This is a genomic window from Streptomyces sp. GS7, assembly GCF_009834125.1.
Taxonomy (GTDB): Bacteria; Actinomycetota; Actinomycetes; order Streptomycetales; family Streptomycetaceae; genus Streptomyces.
Map to the genome: position 1 here is coordinate 4,050,882 of NZ_CP047146.1, position 15,469 is coordinate 4,066,350.

General features: G+C 70.3%; 8 protein-coding genes and 3 pseudogenes. 3 read left to right on the forward strand and 8 right to left on the reverse strand.

Annotation, left to right across the window (positions count from 1 at the left end):
- The first annotated feature begins 178 nt into the window (after positions 1-178).
- Positions 179-5,998, forward strand: a complete 5,820-nt coding sequence (locus tag GR130_RS17805) for a TIR domain-containing protein (protein ID WP_159505647.1) — start codon at positions 179-181, stop codon at positions 5,996-5,998.
- A 297-nt stretch (positions 5,999-6,295) separates the two neighbouring features.
- Here the strand turns inward: GR130_RS17805 and GR130_RS41855 are convergent.
- Positions 6,296-6,445, reverse strand: a pseudogene (locus GR130_RS41855) (hypothetical protein); the annotation flags it as partial.
- Between the two features lie 145 nt (positions 6,446-6,590).
- A complete protein-coding gene (locus tag GR130_RS41360) occupies positions 6,591-6,725 on the reverse strand; it encodes a hypothetical protein (protein WP_268977920.1) in 135 nt (44 codons plus the stop codon).
- Positions 6,726-6,848: 123 nt separating this feature from the next.
- Here GR130_RS41360 and GR130_RS40565 point away from each other — a divergent pair.
- Positions 6,849-6,992 (forward strand): annotated as a pseudogene (locus GR130_RS40565) (flavin reductase family protein); the annotation flags it as partial.
- A gap of 282 nt (positions 6,993-7,274) precedes the next feature.
- Here GR130_RS40565 and GR130_RS17815 read toward each other — a convergent pair.
- The 5 genes and pseudogenes from GR130_RS17815 to GR130_RS17835 form a co-directional block, all read right to left on the reverse strand.
- Positions 7,275-9,554 (reverse strand): serine/threonine-protein kinase, encoded by a 2,280-nt coding sequence (locus GR130_RS17815; protein WP_159510061.1) that lies wholly within the window; start codon positions 9,552-9,554, stop codon positions 7,275-7,277.
- 296 nt (positions 9,555-9,850) lie between these two features.
- Positions 9,851-11,041 (reverse strand): annotated as a pseudogene (locus GR130_RS17820) (IS3 family transposase).
- A 78-nt stretch (positions 11,042-11,119) separates the two neighbouring features.
- Positions 11,120-11,992: an ABC transporter substrate-binding protein gene (locus GR130_RS17825; RefSeq protein ID WP_159505648.1), complete on the reverse strand. Its 873-nt coding sequence runs from the start codon at positions 11,990-11,992 to the stop codon at positions 11,120-11,122.
- A 53-nt stretch (positions 11,993-12,045) separates the two neighbouring features.
- Positions 12,046-12,801 (reverse strand): SDR family NAD(P)-dependent oxidoreductase, encoded by a 756-nt coding sequence (locus tag GR130_RS17830; RefSeq protein ID WP_159505649.1) that lies wholly within the window; start codon positions 12,799-12,801, stop codon positions 12,046-12,048.
- Positions 12,798-13,127, reverse strand: coding sequence for a hypothetical protein (locus GR130_RS17835; protein ID WP_201304918.1), 330 nt, complete (start codon positions 13,125-13,127; stop codon positions 12,798-12,800). Before GR130_RS17835 ends, GR130_RS17830 begins: the two co-directional genes overlap by 4 nt.
- A 182-nt stretch (positions 13,128-13,309) precedes the next feature.
- Here GR130_RS17835 and GR130_RS17840 point away from each other — a divergent pair, with 182 nt between their 5' ends.
- Entirely contained in the window at positions 13,310-13,699 is a 390-nt protein-coding gene (locus tag GR130_RS17840; RefSeq protein WP_159510062.1) for a recombinase family protein, read from the forward strand.
- A 485-nt stretch (positions 13,700-14,184) separates the two neighbouring features.
- Here the strand turns inward: GR130_RS17840 and GR130_RS17845 are convergent, their stop codons facing one another.
- Positions 14,185-14,862: a tyrosine-type recombinase/integrase gene (locus GR130_RS17845; protein WP_236573116.1), complete on the reverse strand. Its 678-nt coding sequence runs from the start codon at positions 14,860-14,862 to the stop codon at positions 14,185-14,187.
- Positions 14,863-15,469 lie beyond the last annotated feature (607 nt).

Sequence of the window (15,469 nt, forward strand, 5' to 3'; positions counted from 1 at the left end):
AGCGGGGCCAGGGGTTCGACTCCCGGCCGTCGCGGAAGGTCGCACGGCCCGCGCCGGACGTGCCCCAGCTGCCCATTCGCACCCCAACACCCGTATCGCTCATACTCTTTGACAGATACCTCGCCTGATCCTTTCAATCGCCCTGCCCTGCCCTCCCCCGACCTCTTACGATGGGGACATGGTGACTGACGGGGAACTGCTCGGCCGGACACGTGACTTGGACTTCTTCATCAGCTACTCGCCCGCCGACGAACAATGGGCGTCCTGGATCGCGTGGACCCTGGAGGAAGCCGGGTACCGCACCGTCATCCAGGCGTGGGACTTCGTCGCCGGCACCAACTTCATCGACTTCATGGACCGCGGTGTCAGCGAATCCGTCGCCGTCATCGCCGTCCTCTCCGGCCACTACGGCCGCTCCACCTACGGCCGCATGGAATGGCAGGCCGCGCTCCGCGCCGAACCGGAGCAGCCCGAACGCAAGCTGCTCACCGTCCGCGTCGAGGACGTCCCCATCGAGGGCCTCCTCGCCACCATCACCTACGTCGACCTGGTCGGCGTCCCCGACGCCGCGACCGCCCGCAGCATGCTGCTCACCCGTGTCGGCCAGGCCGTCGAGGGCCGCGCCCGCCCCGGCCGCCGCCCCGGCTACCCCGGCTCCGCCACCGCCAGCGGCTCCTTGCAACTGCCCGGGCCCGCCACCGCCGCCGACGACCGGCAACGGCCGCTCGGCCGTACCGGCTGGTCCGGCCGCCGCCGCCCCGCCCGGGCGCCCCGCTACCCGCAGGCTCCCGGTGCGGCTCGCGACCAGGGCGCCCTGACGGTCCTGCACCTCGCCGGCCCCGACTTCGGCCGCGGCCGCGAACCCGACGCGCTGCGCCGGGAGATCCGCGGCGATCTCGTCGAGCTGAAGGACGCCGGCGCCCCGGCGCCCGACCTCCTCGTCGTCACCGGTGACCTCACCGCCTCCGGCAGCCCCCGCGAATGCGACCAGGCCCTCAGCTTCCTCACCGGGCTGCGCTCCCAGCTCGACCTGCCGCCGCAGCGGGTCATCGTCGTCCCCGGAAACCAGGACGTCAGTCAGGCTGCCTGCCGCGGATACTTCCACACCTGCGAGGCCGACGAGATCCCGCCGCAGCCCCCGTACTGGCCCAAGTGGCGCCACTACACCCGCCTTTTCCGAGGCCTCTACGAGGGCCTCGACACCGTCTTCGACAGCGACCAGCCCTGGACCCTCTTCCCGGTGCCCGAACTCCACACCGTCGTGGCCGGGTTCAACTCCTCCATCGCCGCCAGCCACCGCCCCGACGACCAGTACGGCTTCCTCGGCCGCGACCAGGCCGCCTGGTTCGCCGAGGCACTGCGCGGCTATGAGGAGGAGGGCTGGCTGCGCATCGGCGCGCTCCGCCACCCGCTCACCGGCCGCCGCCGCCCCCAGGACGCCCCCGGCGGCCCCGGCACGCTCCGCGACGTCGACACGTTCACCCGCCTCGCCGCGCCCCGCCTCCACTTCGTCCTGCACGGCCCCAGCGGCGGCCCCCGCACCACCGGCGGCGAGCCTGCCCACGACCACCTGCCGCTCCAGAACGGCACCCTGCCGCTGTACGGTTCGGTCGCCCCCGCCCGGTTCGAGCTGCTGCGCGTCACCGCCGACGGCGTCACCCGCTGGACCGGCGACGGTGGCACCGAACCGGCTGTCTTCCCCGTCGCCTGGCACGGCGCCGGACGGATCTTCACCCGGCCCGGTGACCCCGCGGCCTCGCCCGCCGCCGTCCCGCCCTCCGACAACCGCGCCGTCGACGAGCCCGCCGACTCCCTCGCCGAACGCGTCAAGGAGGTCTGCCGCGCTCGCCAGGAAGGCGTCCGCCTCCGCGACGTTCCCCGCGCGGCCCCTGACGACCTCGCCCAGATCATGGTCACCTGGAGCGATGAGGGCGTCGTACGCCAGCACCGCATCGCCGTCCACCCCGGCACCCCCACCGACGCCGAACTCGACCGCTTTCTCGCCCAGGCCCACGCCACCGACACCGGTTCCGAGGCCGAGCTGGTCCACGACGGCCCGCCGCCCGAGCAGTCCCTGCGCGAACGCGCCGGGCGCCGCGGCGTCCGCGTCCGCAGCTTCCTGGAGTTCCAGGGCCTCCTCGACCTGCGCACCTACGTCACCGCCCAGACCGCCCAGCTGAGCAACGACGACCGCTACGCCCCCGACCTCTACCTCCCGCAGCGCTACCGCGACGCCGAACGCCCCGACGCCGACGAGCGAGACAACCTCGTCGAAGCCATGCTGCAGCTGCTGGAGACCGACCACGGCCGCTTTCTGCTGCTCCTCGGCGACTTCGGACACGGCAAGACCTTCGCCCTGCGCGAGCTGGCCCGCCGCATACCCGAACGCCTCCCGCACCTCACCCCGCTGCTCATCCCGCTGCACACCCTCGACCGCGCCCACAGCCTCGAAGGGCTCGTCGCCGCGCACCTCGCCGGCCACGACGTCGACACCATCGACCTGCGCGCCCTGCGCTACATGCTCGGCCAGGGCCGCGTCGTCCTCCTCTTCGACGGCTTCGACGAACTCGTCAACCGCGTCAGCTACGACCGCGCCGCCGACCACCTCCAAGTCCTCCTCAACGCCGCCGTCGACAGCGCCAAGATCGTGGTCAGCAGCCGCACCCAGCACTTCAAGTCGCACGACCAGATCCTCACCGCTCTCGGCGAACGCGTCGGCCTGCTCCCGCAGCGCCGCATCCTCGCCGTCGAGGGCTTCGTCCCCGAACAGGTCCGCGCCTACCTCGTCAACCGCTACGGCGACGAGGAGACCGCCGACCGCCGCTTCGAACTCCTCGGCAACATCCCCGACCTGCTCGCCCTGTGCGCCAACCCCCGGCTGCTCAGTTTCGTCGCCGACCTCGACCCCGACCAGCTGCGCGCCGTGGCGGGCGCGGGGCGCGCCCTGAGCCCCGCCCGGCTCTACGAGGACGTGTTCACCGCCTGGCTCGCCCACGAGGAACGCCGCGGTCAGGGCGGCCCCGGCGCCGCCCCCGGCCTCACCCTCGACCACCTCTGGGCCGCCGTCACCGCCCTCGCCCGCCGCCTGTGGGAGACCGGCCGCAACGCCCTGCACCTCGACGAGCTGACCGACACCGTCGCCACCGCCCTCGCAGGACTCGCCGGCACCACCCTCACCACCCAGGAGAGCGCCCAGGCCGTCGGCGCCGGAAGCCTGCTGATCCGCACCGACGACGGCCTGTTCCAGTTCATTCACGGCTCCGTCGTCGAATGGCTGATCGCCCGCGAGGCCGCCGACCGCCTCGCCGAAGGCGACAGCACCCTGCTCGCCGCCCGCCCGCTGAGCGCCCTCGCCGTCGAGTTCTTCTGCGACCTCGCCGACCACGACCTCAGTACCGCCTGGGTCCGCACCGTCCTCAACGCCCCCGGGCCCGGCGTCAGTGACGCGGCCCGCGCCAACGCCGTCCGCGTCATCGACCGGCTCCGCGTCCCCGCCGGCGCCGACCTGCGTGCCGCCCGTCTCTCCGGCGAGGACCTCTCCGGCCGCGACCTCTCCGGCGTCGATCTCACCGGCGCCGACCTCACCGACACCCGCCTCATCGGCGCCAACCTCTCCGGCGCCGTGCTGCGCGACACCCGCCTCAACGGCGCCCGCCTCGACCACGCCGACCTCTCCGGCGCCGACCTCTCCGGCGCCGACCTGCGCGGCGCCCGTCTCACCCGCGCCGACCTGCGCGGCGCCCGCCTGACCCGCAGCCGCTGGCACCGTGCCGCGCTCATCGACCCGCTCACCGACCCGCAAGTCCGCGCCGCCCCCGAACTGCGTACCGCCGCCCTCGCCCCCGGCATGCCCGTCGAGGTCGGCTTCCGCCCCGCCGCCGTCGGCGTCCCGTACGGCTTCGACATGCGCACCAGCCGGCTGCCCGAACCCGTCTCATACAGCCCCGGGGGCGAACTCCTCGCCGTGGGCACCGAGGACGGCGGCGTGCTCGTCTGCGCCGCCGACACCGGCCGCGCGCTGCGCACTCTGCACGGCCACGAAGGCCGCGTCTACGCCGTGAAGTTCCGCTCCCGGGTCCTCGCCACCGGCAGCTCCGACGGCACCGTACGCCTGTGGGACCCGGTCTCCGGACGCCAGCTGCACCGCCTGGACGTCCACCCCGGCGGCGTCTGGCCGGTCTCCCTCGACGACGCCGGGACCCTCGTCGCCACCGGCGACGCCGACGGCCTGGTCACCCTCTGGGACACCGCCACCGGCGAACCGCTGCACCGGCTCCCCGGCCACACCGCCCCCGTCTACACCGCGGTGTTCAGCGCCGACGGGCACACCCTCGTCACCGGCGACGCCGCCGCCAACCTCCGCATCTGGGACACCCGCACAGGAGAGTGCACCGGCAGCCTCGACGGCCACGAAGGCGCCGTGTTCCGCGCCCGGTTCAGCCCCGACGGCACCCTCCTGGCCACCGGCGACCACGGCGCCGACGGCCACGGCACGGTCCGCGTATGGCACCTCGCCGACCGCCGCCTGCTCCACACCTTCACGGGCCACACCGGCCGCGTCTACACCCTCGACTTCCACCCCGAGGGCGTCCTCCTGGTGAGCGGCGACACCGACGGCCAGGTCCGGCTGTGGGACCCGGTCGTCGGCGCCCCCGCCGGAGCCCTGGAGCGGTGCACCGGCGCCGTCTACCAGGTGATGTTCGGCAACGGCGGACGACTCCTCGCCGCCTGCGACAGCGACGGCACCGTCCGCCTGTGGCGCGTCGCACTCTCCGGCGGCCACCGCGCCATCAGCCTGCTGCGCCAGCAGCCCGTCGAACACCGCGGCTCCGCCTGGGCCTGCCGCTTCCGCCCGCAGGACAGCCAGCTCGTCACCGTCGGCAACGACGGCGGCGCCCAGATCTGGAACGCCGACACCGGCCAGGGCCAGCGCATCCTGCGCGGCCACGGCCGCCGGGTCAACACCGTCGCCTTCAGCGCCGACGGCACCCGCCTCGCCACCAGCGGCAACGACGGAATCGTCCGTCTCTGGGACGCCCACACCGGCCGCCGTACCGTTGAACTCACCGGCCACGGCGACCGGTTGGTCTCCGCGGTCTTCAGCCCCGCCGGACCGCTACTCGGCACCGCCAGCAACGACGGCGACGTCTACCTGTGGAACGCCGTGACCGGCGAGTACCTCCGCGAGATCGACGTCGAAACCGACCACACCTGGGCCGAGGCGTTCAGTGTCGACGGCACGCTGCTCGCCACCGCCAACGACGACGACTCCGTGCGCCTGTGGTGGCGCGCCACCGGCGCCCATGTCGTCACCCTCGCCGACCACCGGGGCCGGGTGCGGTCCATCGCCTTCCGCGGCGACGGCACCGCCCTCGCCACCGGGTGCGACGACGGCCGGGTCCGCCTCTGGCACCAGGAGAGCGGCCGCCTGGAGGCCGAACTCGACGGCCACGACGACCGCGTATACGCCGTCGCCTTCGGCTCCGACAGCGACTGGTTGGCCAGCGCCTCCTGGGACGGCACCGCCGTCATCTGGCGCGACGGCGCCCCCCGCCATGTCCTGGCCGGACACCACGGACGGCTCTGGACGGCCGTCGCCCACCCCCGGCTGCCGCTGCTCGCCACCGCCGGCGACGACCGCGTCATCTGCCTCTGGGACGCCCGCACCGGCACCCGCACCGCCCGCCTCACCGGCCACACCGGGCGTGTCTTCTCCCTCGCCTTCAGCCCTGACGGCACCCGCCTGGCCAGCGGCAGCGAGGACGGCACGGTCCGCCTGTGGAACGTCCCCGCACCGGACGGCCAGCCCGCCCTGCACGCCACGCTCATCGGCGTCCCCGGCGGCTGGGCGGCGCTGACCCCCGAGGGCGGCTACAAGTACGAGGGCGAGGTGACCGGCGAGTTCTGGCACGTCGTCGGCATGGCCCGCTTCACCCCCGGCGAACTGGACGAGTATGTTCCCGGCGTCCACCGCCTCCCGCTCGACGCGGAGTTGTGAGACACGTCGGCCTCCTCCGGGACCAGCTGCCCCTTGTTCTCGCCCTTGCGGACCCAGCCGTCGGCGATGCGGCCCTGGGCAAGTCCGTTCTGCGCGGCGGAGAGATGCTGGCGGGCGAGGCGGCGGGCGGTGTCCTCGGAGGACTTGAGCGCCATTACGCACATCATGCGGGCCAAGTGGCGATCGCTGTCGTTGACGAGGTTCATGCGGCCGCCAGTGGTGCCTGTGACGGGACGCTTGACGTATTTCGACGATGTCGATGAGGTCTTCGAGGTCCCGCGGCTGGCGGACGAGGCGGTCGAGGTCGTAGAAGATGACGCCGTCGATAACGCCGTGTGCGAGGTCGGCGAGGAGCAGTCGGAACTCGGGTCGCAGGACGATCCAGTCGATGGCGCCGTCGGGCTTGACGACTGATCCGGTCGATGGCGCCGTCGGGCTTGACGACATCGCGCTTTTTGAACGCTGAGGTGTCGTTCTCCCGGTAGATCTTCGCGGAGGGGCCCCAGCGTAGGCGGGTTCGGCTGTCTTCGGCGTCTTCGAGCTGGCGGTCGACGCCTGCTTCGAAGCCGAAGCGGTCGGAGGAGATGCGGAGCTAGGCGCCTGGGCGTTTCGGGGCGTACGCGGCCAGGTGGTCGTGGAGGTCGAGGGTGACCTGGCCTCCCCGGGCGTGTGCGGGAACGTCGAAGTCGTCCCAGACGGCTGGGGCTGTGGTCGGGGCGGTGGACACGGTGTCGGCTCCTGGTGCTCGTCGGCTCCGATACCGGGCACTGTCCGTCGCACTCAGGGGTTTGGGGGTGCCGTGGATCCGCTGTAGGACCCGCGCCCGCCCGGGTGGATACTGACCACCACCATGCGCATCGACTTTGATCCCGCTGACATGTCCCGCAACGAGTTCTACAGGCTGCTGACCGCGACGGTGGTGCCACGGCCGATCGCCTGGGTGTCGACCTACGATCCATACAGTGATTCAGCGAACCTTGCCCCTGCGAGGTTCTGAGGAAAGTGGTACCGGCCTGGGTGACGTTGGCCCGGGTGAGAGAGCTCGGCAATGACCGGCAGTGAGCCGCACTGCCTCGGTGAGTGGCTCGCCAGCAGGTTCTTGGTCTGTTGGTGGTACGCGACCTCCCCCTACTCCGACCTGCCGCAACGGGTGGAAATGCCCGATGTGAAGCCGAGTTGGTCCGCACCTGGCCCGGATCTTGGTACGTGGTGCCGGCGGGGGGAGCTTCCCGCGGTACTCCATGGCAATGTTGCGGCCGCCGTCCAGCCACCCGGGTCAGCCCGACTTCGGCGGCTTCTGCGCGTCGAAAGCGAACAGTGTGTTCTTGGCCGCGGCCACGATCACCGCACGCCCCGCAAGAGTCACCCGCGGGCTTGCGCCCGACCCGCCCGTCAAACCATCGGCCTGCGGATCTGTTGTCCACAGGGGTTTGCCATCGTGCGGCGACAGCGCGACCACCCGGCCGGTGGCCGAGCTGAAATACAGTGTGTCGGCTCCCGCAACAGGACCCGACGCGCCCTCCACGCCAGTCTGCCGCGACCACTTCTGCCGGCCGGTCGCGGGGTCGAGTGCTGTGACGAGACCGGTCTGCCCGCTCACGTAGACGGTGTTGTCCGCCATCCCGGGCGTCCCTGCGTATGTCTTGGCCAGTCGGGAGTACGTGACCTTCCGCGAGGCCGGGTCGACCTGTGCCACCCCGTTGTAGCCGGCCGGATCCGTTCCCTCCATGTGTATCTGCAGGAGTACGAGCCTGCCGTAGGCGACGCCCATCGGCACGGCGGGGCCGTTGACCGCGATGGGCCTGCCCAGTGTCCCCGAGGCGCGGTCGACCGGGTACAGGGTGGGGTGGCGCACCGCAAAAGCATTCACTTCCGCATTCGTCGCGCACATCGCGACGAGCTGTGCGCCCATCGGCACGGGAGCGCACTGCGTACCCGCAGGGAATGGCGACGTCCATGTGACCTGACCGCTGTGCGCGTTGCGGGCCTCGAAGCGGGAGTTGGAAGCGTCGACCGTCACGACGTCGGAGCCGATCACAATGGCGTCCTGAGTCCGATTCGTGACGGCCGTCGACTGGGCGCCGGACGGTACGGACCACAGCTCGCGGCCGTTGTTCGCGTCGAGGGCCACCACCTCGCTGTGAGGGTCCTTCGGGGCGTCCTGGGCGGCGAAGCGGTAGCCGAGCACCGTGTCGTCGGTGGCGCCCACCAGGTGAATGCCGTCGACGGGGACGCCGGGGCTCTTCGCCGTCCACACCCGCGAGCCGTCCTTGGCCCTGATACGGGTCGCGACAACACCGCCGCCCCCGCAGAACAGCGCGTCGCCGTGCGCGACGCAACGCAGTTCGTCGGGGATGTCTGGGCGACCGCCCGGCACGGTCTCGTGCCACGGCTTGAAGCCGTCCGGAAGTGCGGCACCTGACGCCGCAAGGCTGTTGCCCTTGTCGCCGCCGCTGTTCCCCCCGAAGCCGCCCGCCGTGAGTGCGGCGACTCCTCCACCGATCGCTGCCACCGTGACCGCGACCGCGGCCGCGAGCATGGGGCGCCATCGGCGACGCAGTCGGGCGCCGACGGGGGTGTCGGCGCTCCCCGTATCGGGATCGGCCGGGGTGGTGGTCGGGGTTGCAGGTGTCGGGGTGGCTGGCGTCGGGGTTGCAGGTGTCGGGGTGGCTGGCGTCGCGACGTGATGCTGGGTGATCATGTCGCGGGTGCGGCCCGTGCCAACGCCGCTCGCGTCGGTCTGGCCGAGGTCGGCCGGCAGGTCCCGTAGCAGCACGAGGAGTTCGTCCGCCGAGGGGCGCCCGTTGGGCTCCTTGGTCAGGCACGACTCGACGACCGTGCGCAAGGCCACCGGCACGTCATCGAGCGACGGCTCCTCGTGCACCACCTGATACGCAGCTATGTACGGGCTGTCCGCGTCGAAGGGCCCGTGGCCCGTCGCTGCGTACGCCAGCAGCGTCCCCAGCGAGAAGACATCGGACTGCGGCCCCACACCGCGCGGCGCCTGCAACTGCTCCGGCGACATGAAGGGCGGCGTACCGATGACCCGCCCTGTATTCGTCAGTGTCTGCTGGTCCACGGCGCGCGAAATGCCGAAGTCGATGACGCGTGGGCCCTCGGGCGAGAGCACGACGTTCGAGGGCTTCAGGTCACGGTGGACGACCCCCACCCGGTGGATGTCCCGCAGCGCCTCCGCCAGCCCGATGGCGAGCCTCCTCAGCTCCGCTCCGCTCAGCGGGCCCTTCGTGGCGATGCGCCGGGCGAGCGTGTGCCCCTGGATATAGGTCGTCGCCATCCACGGCTGCTCGGCCTCAGGGGCGGCGTCGACCACGGCGGCAGTGAACGCGCCGCTCACCCGCCTCGCCGCCGTTACCTCCCGCTGGAAGCGGATGCGGAACTCGTCGTCCGCCGCGAACTGAGGGTGGATCAGTTTGATGGCGACAGGTCGCCCCGAACTCGTACGGGCGAGAAAGACCGTGCCCATGCCGCCCGAGCCGAGCCGCGCCTCAAGCGGATAACCGCCGATCTCGGCTGGATCACCTGCGCGCAGCGACACTCTTCCCGACCTCCCGTCCCCCGTGCACCTCTGCCACCACGGGCCTGCGTACCTGTCCTGTACACAAACTAGCCGCAGGGCAGTACAGCAGAGCAAAGCGGGTGACGAACAGGGACCCCGGGGCTGCTCCCGTGCCGCACACGACGGAGCCCCGCCAAGAGGAGTGCGGATTCCGGAGGTTGGTGCACACCGTGGTCGGTTGATCAGGCCGCGAGGGTGGATTCCAGGGGTTGTTGCCACACGTGGTTGGTTGATCAGGCCGTGAGCAGTGGACCGCTCCGGGATCGGTGGAGGCTCTATACGTTGACTCCAGCTGCCGGTCGGGGCTGGTGTTGAGCGTGGTGGTTGGTCTCGTACTCATGGGGCGGGATGTCGCTGGTCGCGCTGTGGAGGCGCTGGTTGTTGTACCAGTCGACCCATTCCGCGGTGCCGAGCTCGACGTCGGCGAGGCCGTGGCAGGGCCTGCGGGGTTTGATCAGCTCCGTTTTGTAGAGGCCGATCTGGGACTCCATGAGCGCGTTGTCCAGGGCGTCGCCGGCGGTGCCGATCGAGGCGTCGATGCTGGCCTCGATCAGGTGCGCGGTGAACGCGAAAGACGTGTACTGCCCGCATCCGAATGATGAACCAGCCCTGGTCCAGCGGGAGTTCCGTGGCCCGCTTGCTGGTCGCCGCGGACCAGCCGACGATCGCCCGGGAGAACACGTCCACGACGAATGCGACGTAGACGATCCCGGACCAGGTGGCGAGGTAGGTGAAGTCCGCGACCCGTCGTTCGTTCGGCCTGGAGGCGGTGAAGTTGCGTTGCAGCAGGTCAGTCGCCCGTTCATGCCCATCGTCGCGCAGGGTGGTTCGGATCTTCTTGTCACGACGGGCGCCTTCCAGGCCGAGCTCGCGCATCAGCCGGGCGACCGTGCAGCGGGCCGCGACCATGCCCTCGCGATGCAGCTGCCGCCAGACCTTCCGGACTCCGTAGACGCCGTAGTTGTCGGCATGCACCCGACTGATGTGCGCGTTTGGCTCCGTGTCCCGCATCGCGCGGGCGCTGGGAGCGTGGTTCTTGGTGGCGTAGTAGGTGCTCGTTGCGATCTTCAGTCCGTGGCCGGAGAGCACACGGCAGATCGGCTCGACCCCGAACACCTTCTTGAATTCGTCGATGAACGCTACGAGCGCTTTGACGGCCGGTCGAGCTCGGCCGCGAAGAAAGCCGACGCCGCCTTCAAGATCTCGTTCGCCCGCCGCAGTTCGGTGTTCTCCGCCTGCAGACGCTTGATCTCCGCGGTTTCCTCGGACGTGGTGCCGGGCCGCTGGCCCGCGTCCACCTCGGCCTTGCGGACCCAGGTCCGCACCGTCTCGGCCGCACCGATGCCCAGCTTCGCCGCGACCGCCTTCATCGCGGCCCACTCGGTCGGGTAGTTCGGACGGATCTCCGCGACCATGCGCACCGCACGCTCGCGAAGCTCGGCAGGGTAAGGGGACGGACGTGCGATGACTCGATCCTCTCAGGGAATCGAGCCTCCATCAGACCCGGAGCGGTTCACTTTGGCGGCGTCGGCGTCGCCAGGTTTCTAGGCCGTGGCGGTGCGGTAGAACTCGGCTGCCGTGACGGTGGCGGGGACATGGAGTTCGGCGGCGACCTCGGTGATCGCGCTGTCGCCGACCGCGAGGTCGGCTTGGCCGTCGGTGGTGAAGTATGGCGCGATGAACGTCTCGTAGTGGGCTCGGACTTCGTCCTCGGTCTGTCCGCCGAGGAACGTCCGCATGTGCCGCACGGTGGTGTCGGGGTCGTCGTGGATCACCTGCAGGGCGCGCCGGTGGGCTCGTACGACGGCCTGGACCGCTGGGTCGTCCGGGTCGATGTAGGTGGGGTCGACGGCCACGCCCACGGTGGGGATCTGGAAGTGGTCGCCGACCCAGGCCGGCACTTGCCAGCCGTGCTCGGCGGCGACCGCCTCGGGCGCCATGGTGCTGCCGACGTAGGCGGCGTCGATCGTGCCCTCGCGCAGCCGGCGCAGGTCCATGCCGTAGTCGCCGGGCGAGCGGACGACGGTGTCGACGTCGCGGTCGGGGTCGAGGCCGGCCTTGCGCAGCACGATCCGGGCGAAGCACCCGGGTGGGGTGTGGGGGGCGTGTACCGCCAGTCGTTGGCCGGCCAGGTCGGTCAGGGAGGTCAGGCCGTGGCGGGCCAGGAACCAGAACAGCGGGTGGTGGGTGTTGACGTCAAGGGCGACCCACGGGATGCCGTCGGTCAGGCGGGAGAGCAGCGCCCGGCCGAGCCCGATGGTGGCGCAGCGGCGCAGCCGTTCGATGTCCCAGGTGCAGCCGTCGCGCAGTGCGACGTGGACGCCCTCGTCGGCGTAGTAGTCCTGCTGGTCGGCGATGTAGGCGGCCAGTTCCTCGTGCAGGCCCCGCCCGACGTAGGCGAGATCGATCCTGTACATGAAGCTGTTCCTTTGGTGCTGAGGTGATGGTCCGGCGGATACCGGTCGGGTTGTCAGTCCATCGACATTCCGCCGTTGACCGCGGCCGTGGTGCCGGTCATGAAGCAGTTGTCCTCACTGGCGTAGAAGGCGACCGCTTGGGCGACGTCGGCTGGGCGTGCCAGGCGGCCCATGGGGGTGAGGGCCACCTGCCGTTGCTTGATCTTCTCGTCGAGCGCAGACCCCATGCGAGTGTCCTCCACCGGGCCGGCTGCGACGATGTTGACCGTGATGCCCTGCGGGCCCAGTTCCTGGGCGAGGTAGCGGGCGAACTGCTCCAGGGCGGCCTTGGCCGCGCCCAGTGCGATCATGCCCGTCCGGGGCCGGCGGCTGAGGCCGGTGCTGATGTAGACGATGCGTCCCCAGCCCTGTTCGCTCATGGCGGGCAGGACGGCCTTGGTGACCGCGAACGCCGCGTGCATCTCGGCGTCGATCTTGCCGCCCAGCTCCTCCCACGTCATGTCCTGGAACGACTTGACCGCATACGGGATCAGCGCGTTGTGCACGAGCACGTCGATGCCGCCCCACGCCGCCTGGACCTGCTCGACCATGCTCTCGACGGCCGCTGCCTCGCGCACGTCGGCCTGCACGGCCATGGCCTGCCCGTCTGCGGCCTCGATGTCGGCCACGACCTCGTCGGCCGCCTTGGTGCTGCGCAGATAGTTGACCACCACGCGCATCCCTCGCGCGGCAAGGAGACCCGCGGTGGCCGCACCGATTCCCCTGCTGGCTCCTGTCACCAATGCCACCCGGCCGTCTGCCCCAGTCACGAGCCCACCTCCTGATCATCATCGCGGGTCGTCGGAAAGACCGCCCGGAGTCCTGCGCCGTCGGTGCCGGGGTCTGCTGAGCGGATCGCCCCGTAGAGCACGGTGTCGACGGTCGCCCGCGGCAGATCTGCCGCAGCCCAGTCCAGTTCGCGCGGCAACTGCGAGTTGAGTAGCCGCTCCAACGCGCCGCGAGTGATCTCACCGAGCAGCTCAGGCGGCGCCGACGGCAGTCCCCGACGGTGCCCGTCCCGGAGCAGCTCGTCGAGCCGCCCGTAGACCACCGCGTCCACACGCAGCTCCAGCGGGTACTTCCTCGGGGCAGGCATCGTCTGGGCTCCTCTCACGAAACCCATCTGACCCTCTGTCAACACCTTCCGCATCTCGGGGGGAAGCTCACCAAAGCGGGCGGGACGTCGACCAGAACCAGTCCGCGCCCTCACATCAGGACTGATCCCTTACCTGACTCCGCCCCCGGACTGCGGCTGACGAGCCGACCGGGCACGTACGCATCGGCTACGCCCGCGCATTCACCGTCCGCCAGTCCCTCGACACCCAACTCGACTCCCTCACCGACGCCGGCGTCACCCGGATCTTCCCCGAGAAGATCTCCACCCGCGCCACCAGACGGCCGGAACTGGAGAGGGCGGTCACCTTCGCCCGCGAGGTCCGCGGCTCCGGGTTGCGCGTCACTCTCGTCGTCCACGAGCGCAAGCGGCTCGGCCGTGGCATCGACCTGGCCACCCTCGCCTGGTCTGGAGTTCGACCCCGGGGGACAACGGAACAGCGGTTGGCGCTAAAGCGGCACCTTCAAGGGCGAGCTGATCGATCGAGGCTAGTGCCCAGGGACTTTTCAGGGACTTTCCGCCGCGTGAGTAGGGAAGGCCCTGACAGCGCTTAAAGAAGCGAAATCGCTAGTCAGGGCCGGTTTCCTCAATACTCGATGATGTTCACCGCCAGCCCGCCCCGCGCCGTCTCCTTGTACTTGACGCGCATGTGGCCCTCATGCCCGCAGCAGGTTTAGCCTGAGCGGGCTCAAATGGTGTATGCGCAAGGCGCCGCTGTCGCTCCCGTGAGCCGTCCGTCTGTCGATGCCAAGGCTCGGCATGCCCGTCCATTAGGTTCGGCCGGGATCTGTGGTTAACCTTCAGCCGGCAATGGCAAGGAGGGAACGATGGACCGTCGATACGTGGGTATCAACGACGCTGCGCAGTACCTCGACACGACGCCCCGCTGGATGTACCGAAGAGTCTCGCCGGCACGGGATTCCGCGGTACTAATTCGGTGGCAAGCGGAAGTTCCGGATCGAAGATCTGGACCGGTGGGCGGAACAGCAAAGGGTCACCTGAAGGGGGCCGAGCATCAGCTCGGCCCCCTTCAGGCGTGTTAAAGGCCCTCGTTGAGAACCTTGGCGGCCCGGCCGATGGAGGCAGGCATGAGGTGTCGATAGATGCGGAACGTCATGCCGATGTTCTTGTGGCCCATCCATTCGGCCACGTCCGTGATGGGGATGCCCTTGGAGAGGCAGTTGGACGCGAAGTAGTGGCGGAGAGAATACGGGTTGAGCTTCCGGGTGATGCCGGCCCTCTTCCTTGCTGCGTCCCATGTCGCGAGCCCTACGTCCCCCTCCTCCATCGACATGATGAAGTCCTCGACAACGGTCGAGGTGAAGGTGTTGATTCGACGTGACTCCAATGCCGGGAGGATCTGGCCCTGAAGCAATGTATTGACGGTCCGGGTGCTTCCCGCCGTGTAGTGGCGCTGTCGGGCCAGCCATGCCGACGCGTACTCACCGAAGCGTTGCTTTCCGAGCTCCCGTTTCAGCTCGGCCTGCTGCCGGGGAGTGTTGCGCTTTTCGTTGTAGATCTCTGTGAGGCGATCCAGGGCGCCCTGCTGTGTGGAATAGCCCGTCTCTTCACGCTGCCGGCCGGAAGCATCGCGGTAGCGGATGGCGTACGGGTGCGCGCATCGGCCTTGCCTGGTGCAGGAGCAGGTCTTGAAAGAGCTGCTCCCATTGGCCACATCCTCCCGCCACGCCCGCTCCCTTCTGCCGTCGCGCGCCACTGTGACGTCCTGGCCTACGGTCTGGTTCCTGGCCGTTCCTACTCAGATGACGTGGGGTGTGTTCAGTGGGTGCCGGAACTCACCGCCACCGCCCGGTCGGCGAACCACTGCTTCCCGCCGACCCGTTGCTCAGGGCTGCGGCCTGCGCGGCCCTGGATGTACCCGAGTTCAACGGCCACTGGATGGACGGCCACTTCACCTCGGCGACGCGGTACACCTGGGCGCGGCCATGTCCCTGCGCGGCGGGTTTGCGGCCCCGTCCTGCAGGTTGCCGACCCTCCCGAACTCCCGCATCCGATGGGCCTGTCTGAAAGATCTGGTCTCCGCGCTCGTACGGGCAGACCGTGTGGCTCCGAGGTGTCCGGACGTACCCTCACGACCGCCAACCCGCCCGACGGGAGCCGTCCCTAGCGTGATCTACCCGCCGTAAGGGGTCCTGGTGGACTTCGGGGCGGCGGTCGTCGAACAGCCGCGGGCGGTCGACGGCCTGCTCGGCGTGCGACCCGTGGTCACTGCCACTCTGTCGGCGGGCCAACGGACAACCGGACCACTGACCGTGCCGTCAGGGCCCGCTCTCTCGCCGGTCGACCGCCCTTTGCGAAACCTG

Excerpts from the sequence above, each read along its gene's own strand:
- GR130_RS17805 (WP_159505647.1), top strand. The coding sequence starts at position 179 with ATGGTGACTGACGGGGAACTGCTCGGCCGGACACGTGACTTGGACTTC.
- GR130_RS17825 (WP_159505648.1), bottom strand. The coding sequence starts at position 11,992 with ATGTACAGGATCGATCTCGCCTACGTCGGGCGGGGCCTGCACGAGGAA.
- GR130_RS17835 (WP_201304918.1), bottom strand. The coding sequence starts at position 13,127 with ATGCCTGCCCCGAGGAAGTACCCGCTGGAGCTGCGTGTGGACGCGGTG.